Here is a 17,320-nt window from a genome sequence, read left to right on the forward strand (position 1 = left end):
CGCCCCTCCCCCCGCCCCGGCCCGCCCGGCCGTCCCCGGCGGGGCCCGCTGGGTGTTTTGGGTTCCGGGGCTTTTCCGGCCGCCTTACCACTCACGACCGGCGTCGGGCTGCCGGGCGCGGGCGGCGGCGCCCTACTGCACCGGGCGCTCGAAGGTCACCAGCAGGCCGTCGACCCCGCCGGGCCCGACCCGCCCCTTCACCTCCGTCGCCGTGATCGCCTTCAGCTGCCAGCCGTCCTCGGCGTGGTCGTTCAGCAGCTTCTCCAGCTTGCCGCCCGACATCTTGCCGCCGAGCAGCTTCTCCCGGACCTCGACGACCTTGTACGTGTACCGCTGCATGCCCACCATCCTGCCCGCGGTCCCGACCTGGGCGCTTCATCTCACCGTGTCGACAGCCTCGCGTTCCGTTTACCGCCCGGATCTGGCACCCTGGAGCCCGTGTTGCGGCTTGCAGGTGCACGGCTGCTCGATGATCGGGACTATCCGGCGGTCCGTGCCGCTCTGGCCGCGGACCCCGTGGGCAGCTGCATGGTCAGCGCCCGGGTCGAGGCTGCCGGTCTCGATCCGTGGCGGCTCGGTGGTGAGCTCTGGGCCGCCGACAGCCGTCCGGTGCGCGCCGGACGGCTCCAAGGGCTGTGCTTCTCCGGGCCCAACCTCATCCCGCTGAAGGGCAACGCCCCCGCCCTGCGCTCCTTCGCCGACCGCGCCCTCCGGCGGCAACGCACCTGCTCTTCGCTCGTCGGCCCGGCCGAGCAGGTCCTCGGCCTGTGGGACGAACTCGAAGACGAGTGGGGCCCGGCCCGCGAAGTCCGCGACGACCAGCCGCTGATGGCGCTGGACAGCACCCCGCTCGTGGCCGCCGACCCGCTGGTCCGGCCCGTCCGGCCGGACGAACTCGAGCGGTACCTGCCCGCGGCCGTTGCGATGTTCATCGAAGAGGTCGGCGTCGACCCGCGCAGCGGGGACGGCGGCGCCAGCTACCGCGCCCGCGTCACCGAGCTCATCGGCGCCGGGCGCGCGTTCGCCCGCTTCGAGAACGGCGAGGTCGTCTTCAAGGCCGAGATCGGGGCCATGTCGGCGACCGTCGGGCAGATCCAGGGCGTCTGGGTGCACCCGGACCGCCGGGGTGACGGGCTCGGCACCGCCGGCACCGCCGCGGTGGTCAACCGACTCGTCCGCGGTCTGGGCCGCACCGCCAGCCTCTACGTCAACGCCTTCAACACCCCGGCCCTCGCGGCCTACCGCAAGATCGGCTTCAAGCAGGTCGGCCAGTACGCGACGGTGCTGTTCTAACCACTCTTCCGTGGCGGTGTTTCGAGGCCGGGACACCCGCTCTGACCAGGCATCATCCGGCCATGAGTGCACGTCGACGCCGCGGTGCGCTCGCGGTGCTGCTGCTCCTCGCCGCGACCACGGCCGGGTGCTCGGGCGACGGTCCCGAGGACGCCCTCTCCGCCTTCCTGGACGCCGTCGCGTCCGGGGACGTCGCCGCGGCGGCGGCGAACACCGACTCGCCCGAGGCCGCGAAGACCGTCCTGAGCCAGGTCCGCGGCGTGCTCGACCCCGAGTCGCTCGACGTCGACGACGAAGAGGTGAAACAGCCCGAGGGTGACGTCGTGACCGCGGGCTACCGGCTGACCTGGCACCTGCCGCACGGCCGCACCTGGTCCTACCGTGCCGACGCCCAGCTGCGGGCGGCCGAGGACGGCTGGCAGGTGCACTGGCAGCCGACGGTCGTGCACCCGCAGCTGGCCGTCGGCCAGACCCTGGGCATGCTGCCGCAGCTGCCGGAGACGGCGCCGGTGCTCGACCGCGACGGCGTGCCGCTGATGCGCCCGCAGACCGTGATCGGCGTGGTCGTCGACCCGCAGAAGACCGGCAACGCGAACGCCGTCGCCGGGTCGCTCGCCAAGGCGCTGCACCGGTACGAGCCGTCGGTGACCGGCCGGTCGGTGCTGGACGGGATGAGCAGGACCAAGCCCGGCGACGCCTACCCGGTGATCACCCTGCGCGCCGGGGACTACCAGCGCGTCAAGCCGGTGATCTACGACCTGCCCGGCGTCCGGTTCGCCAGCCAGGAGCGGCTGCTGCCGGTGACCCGCGGGTCCGGGCAGCAGGTGCTGCCGGGCATCCGCGCGCTGGTCGAGCAGCAGCTGGCCGGTGCGGCGGGCTGGCGGATCGTCACCCGCGACGTCACCGGCGGCGAGGTGTCCGAGCTCAAGGCCGAGGCGCCGAAGGTCTCGCCGGCCGTCACGAGCACGCTCAGCGCGAAGGTCCAGGCCGCCGCCGAGAAGGCCCTCGAACCCGAGCCGTACTCCGCCGCGCTGGTCGCGATCCAGCCGTCGAGCGGGGACATCCTCGCCGTGGCGCAGAACGACGCCGCGGACGAGGAGGGTTCGCTGGCCTTGTCCGGGCGCTACCCGCCCGGGTCGACGTTCAAGATCGTCACGGCGGCGGCCGCGCTGGCCACCGGGGACGTCGACGCCGGCAGCCCCGTGGACTGTCCCGGCTCCACGACGGTCGAGAACCGGGTCGTGCCGAACGAAGGCCACTTCGACCTGGGCCGGGTGCCGTTGAAGACGGCGTTCGCGCGGTCCTGCAACACGACCTTCGCCCGGCTCGCCGCCGGCCTCCCGGCGCCGGCCCTGACCGACACCGCCCGTTCGTTCGGCATCGGCGCCGACTTCGTGGTCCCGGGCCTGACCACGGTCACCGGTGACGTCCCGGCCAGCGATTCGGCCGTCCAGCGCGCCGAAAACGGCTTCGGCCAGGGCCGGGTGGTGGTCAGCCCGTTCGGCATGGCGCTGGCCGCGGCGACCGTGCAGGCCGGGAAGGTGCCGACGCCGTCGATCGTCAAGGGGCTGCCGGCGAGCACGCAGAACGTCGGCGACGCGCCTTCGGGCGAGGTGCTCGACGCGCTGCGCGGGATGATGCGCGAGGTCGTCACGGCGGGCACCGCGACCGGGCTGCGGGACATCCCCGACGTCGCCGGCAAGACCGGCACCGCCCAGTTCGGCGACGGCTCGCACTCGCACGGCTGGTTCGTCGGCTACCGCGGCGACCTGGCGTTCGCCGTCCTCCTGACCGACGCCGGTTCGTCCAAACCGGCGGTGCAGGCCGCGCACCGGTTCCTGACGGGGATCGGCTGAGCGGGCCGTCGTAAGGTGGAGGCATGTCCGTTCGTGCCCCGCTCGTTCCCGGCGTCCAGACGCCGCGCCGCGCCGTCCCCACCTCCATCGCCCGTCCCGAGTACGTGGACAAGCCGGCGCCGAAGCGGGACACCGGCAACGGCGTGCGCACGCCGGAGGTGATCGAGGCGATGCGGGTGGCGAGCCGCATCGCGGCCCAGGCCCTGGAAGAGGGCGGCAAGGCCGTCAAGCCGGGCGCGACCACGGACGACATCGACCAGGTGGTGCACGAGTTCCTGCTCGACCACCACGCCTACCCCTCGACGCTGGGCTACCGCCGCTTCCCTAAGTCGTGCTGCACCTCGCTCAACGAGGTCATCTGCCACGGCATCCCGGACTCGACGGTGATCGAGGACGGCGACATCTGCAACATCGACGTGACGGCCTACATCGGCGGCGTCCACGGCGACACGAACGCGACGTTCCTGGCCGGCGACGTCTCCGAGGAGGCCCGCCTGCTGGTGGAGCGCACCCGCGAGGCGACGCTGCGGGCGATCAAGGCGGTCCGGCCCGGCCGGCAGCTGAACGTGATCGGCCGGGTCATCGAGGCCTACGCGAAGCGCTTCGGCTACGGCGTGGTCCGCGACTTCACCGGCCACGGCGTCGGCCCGGCGTTCCACACACCGCCGACGATCCTGCACTACGAAGAGCCCTCCGTCGACACGATCATCGAGGAGGGCATGACCTTCACGATCGAGCCGATGATCACCCTGGGCACCATCGACTACGACATCTGGGCCGACGACTGGACCGTCACCACGAAGGACAAGAAGTGGACGGCCCAGTTCGAGCACACCCTCGTGGTGACGGCCGACGGCAGCGAGATCCTCACGCTGCCCTGATCAGTGGCTGGTGGCCTTCTTGTAGCAGCGCACCGAAAGCGGCACGAAGATCGCCAGCAGCAGCGCGATCCACAGCACCGACGCGAGCACGGCGTGCTGCATCGGCCAGGCGTCGTGCACCGGCATCGCCGCGCTCGTGTTGCCGAACAGCTCGCGTGACGCCTGCGTGATCGCCGAGACCGGGTTCCAGTCCGCGATCACCCGCAGGGGCGTCGGCAGGCGGCCGCTGTCGACGAAGGTGTTGGCCAGGAACGTCAGCGGGAAGATCGCCACGCTCGAGACGTTGTTGAACACCTCGGGCTTGCGCACGGCCAGGCCCAGCGTGCCCATCACCCACGAGAGTGCGTAGGCGAACGCGAGCAGCAGGAGCACGCCGGCCAGCGCTTCGAAGACGCCGGTGTGGATGCGCCAGCCGACCAGCAGCCCCACGAGCCCCATGATCAGCAGGCTCGTCACGTTCAGGATGAGGTCCGCGGTGGTGCGGCCGATCAGCACCGCCGCCGGGGACATCGGCAGCGATCTGAACCGGTCGATGATGCCCTTCTGCAGGTCGTCGGTGAGGCCGTAGCCGGTGACGATGCTGCCCATCGCCACCGCGAGGACGAAGATCCCCGGCAGCATGAACTCGCGGTAGGACATCCCGGGAATGTCGATCACGCTGCCGAACACGTAGCCGAACAGCAGCACGAACATCACCGGCATGAACACGATGGACCCGAGCAGGTCCAGCGACCGGACGATCTTGATCGAGTTGCGCTTGGCGACGGTCACGCCGTCGGTGACGGCCATCTGCACCGCGTTCATCACACGGCCTCCTTCACGGTCTCGGCCACCTCGTGACCGGTCAGGGACAGGAAAACGTCGTCGAGGGTGGGGCGGCGGACCCCGACGTCACGAACGTCGACGCCGTCCGCGGCCAGCAGGGCCAGGGCTTCGGTAAGCGCTTTCGCGCCGTGGGTCACGGGCACGGTGAGCCGGAACGCCTCGGCCTGCGGCTCGCCGCTGGCCAGCCGGGAAAGGGCGCGCCGGGCCACCAGGACGTCGTCGTGCGTGCCGACGGTCAGCTCGATCCGCTCGCCGCCGACGAGGTCCTTGAGCTCGTCGGCCGTGCCGCGGGCGATCACGCGGCCGTGGTCGACGACGGCGATGCTGTCGGCCAGCCGGTCCGCTTCTTCCAGGTACTGCGTGGTCAGCAGCAGCGTGGTGCCGCCCGCGACCAGCTCGGTGATGACGTCCCACAGCTCGGTGCGGGCCCGCGGGTCGAGCCCGGTGGTGGGCTCGTCGAGGAACAGCACCGGCGGGTTGGCCACGAGCGCGCCCGCCAGGTCGAGGCGTCGCCGCATGCCGCCGGAGTAGCCCTTCACCGGGCGGTCGGCGGCGTCCTCGAGGCTGAACCGGGCGAGCAGCTCCCGGCCGCGGGCCTTGGCCCGCTTGGTGCCCAGGTGGTACAGCCGCCCGACCATCTCGAGGTTCTCGGCTCCGGTCAGCTCCTGGTCGACGGCGGCGTACTGCCCCGAAGCGCCGATGTGCGAGCGCAGTTCGTGCGCGTCCTTCACGACGTCGAACCCGGCGACGGTCGCGTGGCCCGCGTCCGGCTTCTGCAGTGTCGTGAGGATCTGGACGGTGGTGGTCTTGCCGGCCCCGTTCGGCCCGAGCACCCCCAGCACCGTGCCCTCGGGTACCCGCAGCGACAGCTCGTCGAGCGCGGTGACCTTCCCGTACTTCTTGACCAGTCCCTCGGCCACGATGGCGTCCGGCATGGATTTCCCCTTGTCTCGTGGAGTGTTCAGGCCCGGCGGATGACGATGTCGCCGGTGTAGGAGTGGGCCTTGACCTCGACGGTCTCGGTGGTGCCACCCGGCCCGTCGGACGGCGTGAGCGTGTTGTGCACGGAACCGACCAGCGAGTTCAGCTCGAGCCACGCGGCACTGCCCTCGCGGATGCCGATCTCGATCTCCCCGACGGCGGTCTCGAGGACGACCCGGTCGCGCACGACCTCGCCGAGCCGGATGTCGCCGGCGGCGGTCTTGGCGTGCACGCCCGCGTGGGCGACGTCGACGAGGATGTCGCCGTTGGCGGTGTTGACCCGCAGGTCGCCGGTCACTTCGCCGACGCGGGTCTCGCCGTTGGAGTTCTTCAGCACGGCGCTGCCGTCGATCTCGCGGATCCGCAGCTGCCCGGAGCCGGTGCCGACCTCGGCGTGCCCGGTGGCCCGCTCGATGGTGACGTCACCGGTGGCGGTGCTCGCCTCCAGCCGGGCGCCTTCGTCCAGGTGGATGTCGCCGACGGAGGTCTTGAAGCGGCTGGGCCCGACCCGGCCGGTGACGCGGAAGTCGCCCATCGCGGCGGTGCCGGTGATCTGCGACCCGGCCGGCAGTGCGACGGTGACGTGCAGGGCACCGCCCTTGCCCCAGAGCTTGGTGACGTACTTCGGGCCCTTGACCAGCAGCTCGCCGGCGGCGAACTCGACGCGGGTCTTCGCGACGGCCTTGACGTCCTCGTTGTCGCCCGGGTCGGCCGGCATGATCTCGACGGTCGTTTCCGCGCTCTCGCCGGCGACGATCCGGACGTCGGCGACGCTGACGTCGATGGTGGCCGCGATCGGCTCGGGCGTGGGGAAAACAGGCATGGCTGCGCCCTCCTGGGGTGCTGGGAAAGTGTTCGAGCTGGTCAGAGCGGGTGGGTCAGTGGACCCAGCCGGTGTACTTCTCGCCGTAGGCGGACCGGCGGTGCGTGGTCCGGCTCGCGGCGGCGCCGAGTGCGTTGTTCGCGGCCCGGACGAGCCAGGCGTTGATCGAGAGCCGTTCCCGGCTCGCCGCTTCCTCGACCCGCTGCTTCAGCTGGTCGGGGAGCCGCAGGTTGATCCGGGAGACGGCGCCGTCGTCGGCCTCGGGCGGCGGCGGTGGTGCTTCGGCGGGTGCCGGTTCGGGTGCCGCCGGCACGGAAACCGCGAACTCCGCTTCGCGGCGGCGAAGGCGGACTTCGACGGAACCGGGAGCGAGGTCGCGGGTGATCTCGTCGGCCGCGGCCGACAGCGCGTCGAGCAAGGTGAGCCGGATGGCGGACTCCAGCGGGGAGGCCAGCCGCTCGGCCAGGGTGACAGCGTCCTCGCCGGCCGCCTCGGCGGCTACCGCGAACTCGCGGCGGAGGCTGTCCACGAAGGGCGTCAGGTCCATGGCACAAATATGGCACCACGGTGGTGCCACGACAACCCTGAAATGGCACCCTTAGGGGTCATCAGAGCGTGAATCCGCAGGTCAGAGGCGTTCAACGCGGGACAGTAGCTCGTCCAGGAAGCCACACGCCTCGGCGGCCGCGCGGTCCGGGTCGCGGTCGGCGATGGCCTCGGCGAGACCCTCGTGGCCGATTTCCGGCACGTGGTCCGCGCCCGGCGTGATGCTGGACGTCGCCGCGACGCTGGCCGTGATGACCTCCGTCAGCCCGCGGTAGAGCTCGGTCAGCAGCGTGTTGTGCCCGGCGCGGACGACCGCGCAGTGGAACTCGGCGTCCGTGCGGGCGAAGTCCTGCCAGCGGCCCGCGCGCAGGTCGGTCTCGCGGCGGGCGAGCAGGGCCCGCAGCCCGGCGACCTCTTCTTCGGTCCGTTCGACGGCCGCGAGCCGCGCGCCTTCGACCTCCAGCGTCCGCCGGACCTGCAGGACCTCGCGCAGCTCCGAGCCGCAGAGCCGGCGGATCGCGCCGGACACCTCGCTCGTGGCGCGGACGTAGGTGCCGTCGCCCTGCCGGACCTCCAGCAGCCCGGTGTGCGCGAGCGCGCGCACGGCTTCGCGGACGGTGTTGCGCCCGACGCCGAGCTGCTCGACCAGCTCGGTCTCGGTGGGGATGCGTTCGCCGATCGGCCATTCGCCCTGCGTGACCGCGGTCCGCAGCTGCTCGATGACCTGGTCGACGAGGCCGGTCCGGCGCGTGGTGGCCAGAGGCACAGGTTTATCCCTTCATCCAATCATCCTACGTATGCGATAGTAGCGGGCATGCCCGTCGAACACCGTGAACCCGACCTGGACGGCGCCGTCGGAGTCCGGACGCCGGGCGTGGTCGCCGCCGGGGCGCTGCTCGCGGTCGCCGTCGTGCTCACCGCGCTCAACCTGCGCCCGGCCATCACCGGCGTCGGGCCGATGCTCGCCGAAATGCGCGCCGACCTGGGCACCTCCGTCGTCTGGGCCGGCGTGCTGACGACGTTGCCGACGCTCTGCTTCGCCGGCGCCGGGCTGGCCGCGCCGCTGCTCGCGCGCCGGGCCGGGATCGGTGCCGCCATCGCGGTCGCGCTGGCGGCGCTCGCCGCCGGGCTCGTGCTGCGCGTGCTCGACGGACCCGCCGTGGTGCTCGGCGGCACGCTCGTGGCGACCGCCGGGATCGCCCTGATCAACGTGCTCATCCCGGTCGTCATCAAGGACTCGTTCCCCGCTCGCATCGGGTTGCTGACCGGCGTCTACACCGCGGCCCTGCAGGGCGGCGGCGCCCTCGGGTCCGCGGTGACGCCGCGCCTCGGCGACGCGCTCGGCGGCTGGCGCCCGGCCCTCGGCGGCTGGGCCATCCTGGCCGTCGTCGCGCTGCTGGCCTGGCTCCTCGCCGCCCGCGGCACCGGACGGCCCCCGCGCCCCGCCGACGGCACCGAAGCCGGCCGGTCGCTGCTGCGCAACCGGCTGGCCTGGATCGTCACCGGCTTCTTCGGCCTGCAGGCGTTCTACGCCTACGCGGCGATGGGCTGGTTCCCGCAGGTGCTGATGGACGCCGGCGTGCCGCGCGACGACGCCGGCCTGCTGTTCGGCCTGGTCTCCCTGATCGCCGTGCCGATCAGCCTCGTCGTGGCGCCGATGGCGGCCCGGCAGCGCGGCCAGAGCCCGTGGATCATCGGGCTGAGCGTGTTCGGCGTCGCCGGGACCACCGGGCTGATGCTCGCGCCGTCGTGGTCGCCCCTGCTGTGGAGCATCCTCGTCGGCCTGGGGATGAGCGTGTTCTCCCTCGGCCTGACGGTGATCGCGCTGCGGGCGCGGACCGGCGCGGACACCGCCCGGCTGTCCGGCATGGCACAGGGCTTCGGCTACCTGTTCGCCGCGCTCGGGCCGTTCCTGTTCGGCCTGCTGCACGACGTGGCCGGCGGCTGGACGGTCCCGCTCGGGATGCTGCTCGCCCTGCTCGGCGTCCAGGCGGTGTTCGGCGCCCTCGCCGGCCGTCACCGCTTCGTCTGAACCCGCGTCAGTCCAGGGGCAGGTTGAGCAGCGCGTTCTCGACCAGCTCCGGCATCGCCGGGTGGATCCAGTACTGGCCGCGCGCCATGCTCCGCGCGTCGAGGCCGAAGCTCATCGCCTGGATGAGCGGCTGGATCACCGACGACGCCTGCGGGCCGATGATGTGCGCGCCGAGCAGCTGCCCGGTCGCCGGGTCGGCCAGGAGCTTCGCGAAGCCCGTCGTGTCCTCCATCGCCCAGCCGTAGGCGATCCCGGCGTAATCCTGCTTCGAGACCACATAGGACACTCCGAGCTCGCGCGCCTTCTGCTCGGTCAGCCCGACCGACGCGACCTGCGGGTGGGTGAAGACGGCGTGCGGCACGAACCGGTGGTCGGCGGTGATCCGCTCGTCCGGGTGCAGCAGGTTGTGCTGCACGACGCGGGCTTCGTGGTTCGCGACGTGCTTCAGCTCGTGCGGCGACGACAGGTCGCCGAGCGCGTAGATGCCCTCGACGACGGTTTCCTGGTGGTCGTCGACCACGACGTGCCCACTGTCCATTGTGGTCACGCCGGTCGCCGCGACGTCGAGCAGGTCGGAGTTCGGCCTGCGGCCGGTGGCGATCAGGAGGACGTCGCCCTCGACGGTTTCCGCGCCCTGCGGCCCTTCCAGGTCCAGCGCGACGCCGCTCTCGGTCTTGCGCGCCCGGACGGTCTTGCGCTCCAGCCGGACGTCGAACCGTTCGGCGGCCAGCTCGGTGAAGCGCGCGCTGACGTCCTCGTCCTCCGAACGCAGCAGGCGGCCGGAGCGGTTGACCAGCGTCACCTGCACGCCGAAGGAGGCGAAGACGTGCGCGAACTCGGCCGCGATGTAGCCGCCGCCGAGGATGACGATGCGCTCCGGCAGCTCGTCGAGCCGCATCACGGTGTCGGACGTGTGGTAGTCGACGCCGTCCAGCCCCGGGATGTCCGGGATGACCGGGCGCCCGCCCGCGGCGAGCACGAACCTGTCGGCCGTCAGCACCTCGTCCGGACGGCCGTCGGTGAAGCTGACGCGCAGTTCCTTGCGGCCGGTGAAGCGGCCGGTGCCCTCGTAGACGTCGACGTTCGCGTTGTCCTCGTGGCTGCGGCGGTACTCCGCGCCGCCCGCGGCGATCGGGTCGATGCGGCCGAAGATGCGGTCGCGGATGTCGCGCCACCGCACGCCCTTCAGCTCTTCGTCGACGCCGTACTTGGCGCTGTGCGAAGGCGTGTACGCGACATCGGCGGCGTACACGAACATCTTCGTCGGGATGCAGCCGACGTTGAGGCAGGTGCCGCCGAAGGTGCCCTTCTCCACGATCGCCGTCTTCTTGCCGGCGAAACCCGGGCCGGGGATGGAGTTCCCCGATCCCGTCCCGACGATCACCAGGTCGTAGTGGGGCACTGCATCCTCCGCGGGTCCGTGTCCGGTCGATTCACCCTAGCCAACCGTCTCCGCGAGACGGGTGTTCCCTCCTGTGCTTAACGTCGTATTACGTGGTCAGTGGCCGGTCGCGGTGAAGTGCATCCGGTCGGTCGGGCTGTGCCAGCTCCCGCCCCAGCTCCACCCGATCGCCGCGAACGCGCGCACGGTCGCGTCGCCGGCCAGGACCATGCCGGGCCGCCGGCGCGCGCGGTCGACGTACGCCGAGGCCAGCTCGGGCAGCACCAGATCGCCCTGGGTGTACGGATTGCAGAACGGGTTGACGTCCACGGCGAGCCCGTAGGCGTGCGCCGACCAGGTCGTCTGCCCGCGGGCCGGGCGGCAGACGAACGCGCTGGTCGAGTTGCCGTCCCCGGTCGGCGGCGCGGTGAGCTCGGCCGGGCTGGTCACGCGCAGCTCTTCGAGCGGGAAGCGCGCCGCGAAGAGCTGTCCGAAGACCTTCGTGATGCCCGCCGCGCCGGAGGCGTTCACCAGCATTTCGCCGGTGTGCGCGCGGCCGTCGAAGCCCCAGAAGGACATCGTCAGGTAGCGGAGGTCGCCGGCCTTGACCGGGCAGGCGGGCTGCCAGGTGCTGCGCGCGAGGACGTCGGCGGGCACGGCGCTGATCGTCGACGCGTACCCGGTCCCGGCGGGCGGGGGAAGTACGTCTTTTGTCGGAAGTGCCCGGTTCACCAGTTCGGGTGGCGTCGGCTCGACTTCCCCGAAGCCGTCGGGCCGGAGGCGGAGCGGCCGGGCACCCACCTGCCAGGTGACGGCGGGAGCGCCGGACACCGGCGGCCGCGCGGCCGCGGTGCTCGGCGCGCGCGTGGTCGGTGCGGGTTCCGGTGGTGGGGCGGCTGAAGAGCACGCTGTCACGGCGAAGGCCAGGACCGCGCCCGCCGCCGTCGCTCTCCGCCGCATCCGGTCAGCTTGGCAGAACCGTCCGGAGCGCGCGGAGTCCACCCGTTCCAGTGACACCGTTTTGGGCCCCCTCGGATTAGGGTAATGAGCGCATGTCGTTCACGCACCGGAGTCGTCCGGGTGCCGAGTGTTTGCTCCGTGCTGTGCCGAAGAGGAGAACGTCCCATGGCCGTGAAGTCCCGTCGATCCCTGCTGCTCGCGAGCGGTGTGCTCCTCGCGGCCGCCGCGGTCGCCGTCCCGGTCGTGGCGGGCACGGCGGCGGCGGCCCCCGGGGCCGCCGGGTCCGGCAACCAGGCGCGGATCGTCGGCGGCAACCAGGCGTCGATCGCCGACCACCCGTACGCGGTGTACCTGACCGACGCGGGCGGCAACCAGTTCTGCGGCGCGGTGGTCGTGAGCTCCACGGCGGTCGCGACGGCGGCGCACTGCGCCAAGGCGGTGGCGAAGCAGGACATCCGCGTGGTGGCCGGCCGCGAAGACAAGCGCACCAGTGACGGCCAGGTCCTCGGCGTCTCGAAGGTGTGGGTCGACCAGGGCTACACCGACCCGACGCAGGGGGCGGACATCGCGGTGCTGACCGTCCGCGGCCAGCTCGACTACCGGCCGGCGAAGCTGCCTGCGAAGGACGATGCGCAGGTGTACGCCACGGGCACCCAGGCGACCGTGCTCGGCTGGGGTCGCGTCGCCGACGGGGGCGCCCGCTCCGACTACCTGCGCAGCGCCCAGGTCCCGCTGGTCTCCGACAGCGAATGCCGCTCCGACTACAACGTCTACGACCAGCGGAGCATGGTGTGCGCGGGCTACCGCGACGGCGGCGTCGACGCGTGCCAGGGCGACTCCGGCGGCCCGCTCGTGGTGGGCGACACGCTGATCGGCATCGTCTCCTTCGGTGACGGCTGCGCGAAGGCGGGCAAGCCGGGCGTCTACACGCGCGTCTCGGCGTACGCCGAAGAGGTCGAGGCCCAGGCCAAACCGCGTCTCCTCGGCTGAGCGTGCTAAGCAGGGGTATGCCGACCCTGCACGACGCGACCGGTCCGGAGCTGACCGCCGCCCAGCTGCACGACATCCTCCGCCTGCGCGTCGACGTGTTCGTCGTGGAGCAGAAGGCCGCGTACCCCGAGCTCGACGGACGTGACCTGCTCCCGGACACCCGGCACCTGTGGTTCGCGGACGCCGGCGGGGTCACGTCCTACCTGCGGGTGCTGCTCGACCCGGACGGCGTCCGCCGCATCGGCCGCGTGGTGACGGCGGCGTCCGCCCGCGGCCAGGGCTTGGCGGCCCGGCTGATGGACGCGGCCCTGACGGTGCCGGGCGAGTACGTCCTGGACGCCCAGACGTACGTCCAGGGCTTCTACGCGCGCTACGGGTTCGTCGCGGAAGGCGCGGAGTACACCGACGACGACGGGATCCCGCACATCCGCATGCGCCGCCGCCCGGCCTGATACGATACGGACCTGTTTCGTATTGAAAGGCGGGCCATGCCAGGACGACCTCGGGACGCCGGCCGCGACGTCGCCATCTTCGACGCGACGCTGAAGCTGCTGATCGACGTCGGCTACGACCGGTTGTCGATCGAAGCCGTCGCGGCGGCGGCCGGGGTGGGGAAGGCGACGATCTACCGCCGCTACCCGGGCAAGGCCGCGCTGGTCGCCGCGGCCGTCGACCGCCGCGCGGGCGGAACCCCACCCGACCCCTCGGCCGGCGACCTCCGCGGCGCCCTCCTGGACACCGCGACCTGGCTCGCGCGGGAAATCGCCGAGCAGGAAGCCGGGCTGCTCGGCGCGCTCTTCGCCGGGATGCGCGGTGACCCGGACCTCGCCGCGGCGATGCGGCGGATCCTGCACCGCGACCAGGCCGCGATGACCCGGCACCCGCTGCTGGACCCACGCGGTGCCGCGCTCTTCGCCGAGATCGTCCCGGCGCTGCTCGTCCACCGGCTGGTTGTAGCCGGCGAGCCGGTGGACGAGCCGTTCCTCGAACACCTCGTCGACGACATCCTGCTGCCCCTGCTGAAGGAGGAACGCCCGCGATGATCGTGGTCACCGGCGCGACCGGCGCCCTGAACGGCGCCACCGTCGAGCACCTGCTCACCCGCGTTCCGGCCGACGAGATCGGCGTCAGCGTGCGCGACGTCGCGAAGGCCCGGTCCTTCGCCGAGCGCGGCGTCCGGGTGCGGCCCGGCTCCTACGAAGACCCCGCCGCCCTGCGTACCTCGTTCGAGGGCGCCGACCAGGTGCTGCTGGTGTCGTCCAACGACCCGGCCGCCGACGCCGTCGCCCTGCACCGCACCGCGATCGAGGCCGCCGTCGCTGAGGGTGCCCGGCGGATCCTCTACACCAGCCACCAGAACGTGCGTCCGGACAGCGCGTTCGCGCCGGCCCGGGACCACGCGGCCACCGAGGAGATCCTCGCCGGTTGCGGCGTCGCCTGGACGTCGTTGCGCAACGGGTTCTACGCCCACAGCCTCGGGTGGCTGCTCGGTCCGTGGCAGGAGACCGGCGAGATCGCGGCACCCGAAGACGGCCCGGTCTCGTGGACCCACCGCACGGACGCCGCCGAAGCGGCCGCGGTGCTCCTCGCCGGAAGCCCGGTCGACGGTCCCGTCACCCTCACTTCGCGCACCGCCGTCACCTTCGAGGACCTCACCGCGATCGCCGCCGACCGCACCGGTCGCAAGGTCGAACGCGTGGTCGTCGACGACGGACAGTGGGTCGCCGATCGCGTCGCGGCCGGCGCGCCCGAAGCCATGGCCCGGATGCTGCTGACGTTCTTCACCGCCGCGCGGCGGGGCGATTTCGCGGAAACCGGCCCCCGGCTGGGCGAACTCCTCGGCCGGGAACCGCGACCGGTCGCGGACGAGCTGGCTTAGACCGTCGCGCCCCGCGGGGCGGTCGCGGTGATCACCTTCACCGCACGGTCCACATCGGACTCCGTGAGGTCGGCCCGCGCGGTCAGCCGCAGCCGCGAGATGCCGTCCGGCACCGACGGCGGCCGGAAGCACCCGACCCGGATGCCCTGCTCCGCACACGCCGCCGCCCACGCGACGGCCGTCTCCGCGGACGGCGCCTGCACCGAAATGACCGCGGCGTCCGGCAGGCTCGCCTTCAACCCGGCCGCCTTCAACGACATCGCCAGGTTGCCCGCGTTCTCCACGACCTTTTCCGCCAGACCGGGCTCCTCCTTCAGCGCGTGCAACGCCGCCAGCGCGGCCGCGGCGCTCGCGGGCGCCAACGCGGTGTCGAAGATGAAGCTGCGAGCCGTGTCGATCAGGTGCTTGATCACCCGCCGCGGCCCGACCACGGCCCCGCCCTGGGCGCCGAGGGACTTCGAGAGCGTCAACGTCGTGACGACGTCGGGCGCGCCCGACAGCCCGGCCGCGTGGACCGCGCCCCGGCCGCCTTCACCCAGGACGCCGAACCCGTGCGCGTCGTCCACCAAAAGCGCGGCGCCGTGCTCACGGCAGAGGCCGGCCAGCTCGCCGAGCGGGGCCAGGTCGCCGTCGACCGAGAACACCGAGTCGGTCACGACCAGCGCGCGCGGCTTCCGCCGGGTGGCGAGCGCGTGCTTGATCGCCGACGGTGTCGAGTGCGCGACCGCGGCCACGTCGGCCCGCGACAGCCGGCAGCCCTCGATCAGCGACGCGTGGATGTACTTGTCGGTGACGATCGCGGACTCGGACCCGGACAGCGCCGTCACCGCGCCGAGGTTCGCGGCGAAGCCGGAGGAGAACACCAGCGCCGCCTGCGCGCCGCAGAACCGGGCGAGCTCCAGCTCCAGCTCGGTGTGCAGCTCGGTCGACCCGGTGACCAGCCGGGACCCGGTCGACCCGGCGCCCCAGCGCAGCGCGGCGGCCGCGGCGGCCCCGGCGACGCGCTTGTCGCGAGCCAGCCCGAGGTAGTCGTTGCCGGCCAGATCCAGCTCGTCGGCCTGCGCGGGACGCGGCCGCAGCTGCCGCACGAGACCCGCGTTCGCCCGCTTCTCCGCCTCGGCGTCGAGCCAGTCGAAAACCTCGTCGGGCGGGGGCGTCGGCGGCGTAGTCACGTCCCGCAGTCTCCCATCCGGCCCCGTCGCCGCCGCCAAGCGGGCCCGGAAACGCCGGAAGCCCCGGACCGCGCGGTCCGGGGCTTCCGAAGGAACAACTCAGCTGTCGTAGCCGCGACGCGGGCCACGGCTCGGGCGGCCGTAGCCACCGCCGTTGCCCGAGCGGGGCTGACGGCTGCGGCCGCCGAAGCCGGCGGGACGGCCTTCGCGGTCGCCGCCGCGGTAACCACCCCGCTCGCCGCCACGCTCGCCACCGCGGTCACGGTCGCCGTGGCCGCGCTCGCCGCGGTAGGAACCGCCGCGCTCGCCACCCCGGCCACCGCCGAAGCCACGGTCACCGCGGAAGCCGCCGCCACCGCCACGGCGCGGGCTCTCGCGGCGCCGTTCGACGACCGGCTCGCCGCTGGGCTCGCGGGCGCCGGTGATGCGGGACAGCTCGGCGTCGCCCGGGCGGACCGTCGTCGACTCCGCGCGCACGCCGGCGCGGTCGGTCAGCCGGCGGACCATCCGGCGCTGGTCGTGCGTTGCCACCGTGACGACCACGCCGGACGCCCCGGCGCGCGCGGTACGGCCGGCGCGGTGCAGGTAGTCCTTGTGGTCGGCGGCCGGGTCGACGTGCAGGACCAGCGAGATGTCGTCCACGTGGATGCCGCGCGCGGCGACGTCCGTGGCGACGAGCACCGGGGTGTAGCCCTCCTTGAAGTCCGCGAGGACGCGGTTGCGCTGCCCCTGCGTCTTCCCGCCGTGCAGGGCCGCCGCGTTCACGCCCTGCTCGCGCAGGCGCTCGGCGAGGCGGTCGACGTGGTGCTTGGTGCGCACGAACATGATCGTGCGGCCCTCGCGGGCGCCGATCTGCGTGATGACGTCCTGCTTGTCCTGGTGCGAGACCTGGAGCACGTGGTGGTCCATGGTCGTCACGCTGGCGGTCGACGGCGCGACCGAGTGCGTGACCGGGTCGGTCAGGTACTGCTTGACCAGGCGGTTGACGTCACCGTCGAGGGTCGCGGAGAACAGCAGCCGCTGCCCGCCCGGCGGGGTGAGGTCGAGGATCTCGCGGACCTGCGGCATGAAGCCCATGTCCGCCATCTGGTCGGCCTCGTCGAGGGCGATGAAGTTGCAGTCGCCCAGGTGCGCGGTGCCCTGGCGGACGTGGTCCGACAGCCGGCCCGGGGTGGCGATCAGCAGGTCGACGCCGCGGGACAGGGCGTCCGCCTGGCGGGCGAAGGCCATGCCGCCGACGGCCGTGCGGCACCACAGGCCGAGCGACTTGGCCAGCGGGGTCAGCGAGTCGGCGACCTGCATGGCCAGCTCGCGGGTCGGGACCAGGATGAGCGCGCGGGGACGCTTCGGGCGGGCCTTGCCGCCGTCGAGCCGGGCCAGCATGGCCAGGCCGAAGGCGAGGGTCTTGCCGGAACCGGTCTGGGCGCGGCCCAGCACGTCGCGGCCGGCCAGCGCGTCCGGGATGGTCGCGGACTGGATCGGGAAGGGCTCGTTGATGCCCGCCTCGGCGAGCGCGCGGAGCAGCGGCTCCGGCAGGCCCAGCTGGGCGAACGTCTTGGTGGCCACGGTCTCGACGGCGTCGTCGCGCAGCATGTCGCCGCCCGCAGGCCGCTGGCGCGGCTGGTGGTCGGGACGGCCCGCGCGGGCGGACGTCGAGGAGTGGCCGGAGTTGAACGTGACTGTCACAAATGCCTCTCGGAC

General features: G+C 72.7%; 18 protein-coding genes. 8 read left to right on the plus strand and 10 right to left on the minus strand.

Annotation, left to right across the window (positions count from 1 at the left end):
* Positions 1-132: 132 nt before the first annotated feature.
* Entirely contained in the window at positions 133-339 is a 207-nt protein-coding gene (locus tag ABZW17_RS32505) for a DUF4177 domain-containing protein (protein ID WP_103353678.1), read from the minus strand.
* 99 nt (positions 340-438) lie between these two features.
* On the opposite strand from ABZW17_RS32505, the gene ABZW17_RS32510 reads away from it, so the two are divergent.
* The 3 genes from ABZW17_RS32510 to map all read left to right on the plus strand — a co-directional run bounded on the left by ABZW17_RS32510 (position 439) and on the right by map (position 4,030).
* Complete coding sequence (locus ABZW17_RS32510; protein WP_033261790.1) at positions 439-1,293, plus strand: GNAT family N-acetyltransferase; 855 nt, start codon at positions 439-441, stop codon at positions 1,291-1,293.
* Between the two features lie 62 nt (positions 1,294-1,355).
* Complete coding sequence (locus ABZW17_RS32515) at positions 1,356-3,149, plus strand: penicillin-binding transpeptidase domain-containing protein (protein WP_354822753.1); 1,794 nt, start codon at positions 1,356-1,358, stop codon at positions 3,147-3,149.
* Positions 3,150-3,172: 23 nt separating this feature from the next.
* Positions 3,173-4,030: a type I methionyl aminopeptidase gene (gene map, locus ABZW17_RS32520; protein ID WP_354822755.1), complete on the plus strand. Its 858-nt coding sequence runs from the start codon at positions 3,173-3,175 to the stop codon at positions 4,028-4,030.
* Here the strand turns inward: map and ABZW17_RS32525 are convergent, their stop codons facing one another.
* The 5 genes from ABZW17_RS32525 to ABZW17_RS32545 form a co-directional block, all read right to left on the minus strand.
* The gene (locus ABZW17_RS32525) at positions 4,031-4,834 is read right to left on the minus strand and encodes an ABC transporter permease (protein ID WP_354822757.1); all 804 of its coding nucleotides are present in this window, start codon (positions 4,832-4,834) and stop codon (positions 4,031-4,033) included.
* On the minus strand, positions 4,834-5,790 hold the full coding sequence (locus ABZW17_RS32530; protein WP_354822759.1) for an ATP-binding cassette domain-containing protein: 957 nt from the start codon (positions 5,788-5,790) through the stop codon (positions 4,834-4,836). The genes ABZW17_RS32525 and ABZW17_RS32530 overlap by 1 nt, the downstream gene beginning before the upstream one ends.
* 26 nt (positions 5,791-5,816) lie before the next feature.
* On the minus strand, positions 5,817-6,659 hold the full coding sequence (locus ABZW17_RS32535) for a DUF4097 family beta strand repeat-containing protein (protein WP_354822761.1): 843 nt from the start codon (positions 6,657-6,659) through the stop codon (positions 5,817-5,819).
* A 55-nt stretch (positions 6,660-6,714) separates the two neighbouring features.
* Positions 6,715-7,206, minus strand: coding sequence for a hypothetical protein (locus tag ABZW17_RS32540; protein WP_354822763.1), 492 nt, complete (start codon positions 7,204-7,206; stop codon positions 6,715-6,717).
* A gap of 81 nt (positions 7,207-7,287) precedes the next feature.
* Positions 7,288-7,971 carry a FadR/GntR family transcriptional regulator gene (locus ABZW17_RS32545; protein WP_354822765.1) on the minus strand — a complete coding sequence of 228 codons (684 nt, stop codon included), beginning with the start codon at positions 7,969-7,971 and terminating at the stop codon, positions 7,288-7,290.
* Between the two features lie 48 nt (positions 7,972-8,019).
* On the opposite strand from ABZW17_RS32545, the gene ABZW17_RS32550 reads away from it, so the two are divergent.
* On the plus strand, positions 8,020-9,237 hold the full coding sequence (locus tag ABZW17_RS32550) for an MFS transporter (protein ID WP_354822767.1): 1,218 nt from the start codon (positions 8,020-8,022) through the stop codon (positions 9,235-9,237).
* A gap of 7 nt (positions 9,238-9,244) precedes the next feature.
* On the opposite strand, the gene ABZW17_RS32555 is transcribed toward ABZW17_RS32550, so the two are convergent.
* Positions 9,245-10,639, minus strand: coding sequence for a mycothione reductase (locus ABZW17_RS32555; protein WP_354822769.1), 1,395 nt, complete (start codon positions 10,637-10,639; stop codon positions 9,245-9,247).
* Positions 10,640-10,735: 96 nt separating this feature from the next.
* Complete coding sequence (locus ABZW17_RS32560; RefSeq protein ID WP_354822771.1) at positions 10,736-11,578, minus strand: M15 family metallopeptidase; 843 nt, start codon at positions 11,576-11,578, stop codon at positions 10,736-10,738.
* A gap of 165 nt (positions 11,579-11,743) precedes the next feature.
* Here ABZW17_RS32560 and ABZW17_RS32565 point away from each other — a divergent pair, with 165 nt between their 5' ends.
* Genes ABZW17_RS32565 through ABZW17_RS32580 form a run of 4 tightly spaced genes read left to right on the plus strand, consistent with a single transcriptional unit; the run spans position 11,744 to position 14,447 of the window.
* The gene (locus ABZW17_RS32565; protein ID WP_354822773.1) at positions 11,744-12,568 is read left to right on the plus strand and encodes a serine protease; all 825 of its coding nucleotides are present in this window, start codon (positions 11,744-11,746) and stop codon (positions 12,566-12,568) included.
* A gap of 17 nt (positions 12,569-12,585) precedes the next feature.
* Positions 12,586-13,020, plus strand: coding sequence for a GNAT family N-acetyltransferase (locus ABZW17_RS32570; protein ID WP_354822775.1), 435 nt, complete (start codon positions 12,586-12,588; stop codon positions 13,018-13,020).
* A 36-nt stretch (positions 13,021-13,056) separates the two neighbouring features.
* Positions 13,057-13,611, plus strand: a complete 555-nt coding sequence (locus ABZW17_RS32575) for a TetR family transcriptional regulator (protein ID WP_354822777.1) — start codon at positions 13,057-13,059, stop codon at positions 13,609-13,611.
* On the plus strand, positions 13,608-14,447 hold the full coding sequence (locus ABZW17_RS32580) for an NAD(P)H-binding protein (RefSeq protein WP_354822779.1): 840 nt from the start codon (positions 13,608-13,610) through the stop codon (positions 14,445-14,447). The genes ABZW17_RS32575 and ABZW17_RS32580 overlap by 4 nt, the downstream gene beginning before the upstream one ends.
* Here the strand turns inward: ABZW17_RS32580 and ABZW17_RS32585 are convergent.
* Together ABZW17_RS32585 and ABZW17_RS32590 are read right to left on the minus strand one after the other, a co-directional pair.
* Positions 14,444-15,619, minus strand: a complete 1,176-nt coding sequence (locus ABZW17_RS32585) for an 8-amino-7-oxononanoate synthase (protein WP_354822781.1) — start codon at positions 15,617-15,619, stop codon at positions 14,444-14,446. The genes ABZW17_RS32580 and ABZW17_RS32585 overlap by 4 nt on opposite strands.
* A 99-nt stretch (positions 15,620-15,718) precedes the next feature.
* On the minus strand, positions 15,719-17,305 hold the full coding sequence (locus ABZW17_RS32590) for a DEAD/DEAH box helicase (RefSeq protein WP_354822782.1): 1,587 nt from the start codon (positions 17,303-17,305) through the stop codon (positions 15,719-15,721).
* Positions 17,306-17,320: the final 15 nt, after the last annotated feature.

Origin of the sequence: Amycolatopsis sp. NPDC004625, from assembly GCF_040609695.1 — a bacterium.
GTDB lineage: Bacteria > Actinomycetota > Actinomycetes > Mycobacteriales > Pseudonocardiaceae > Amycolatopsis.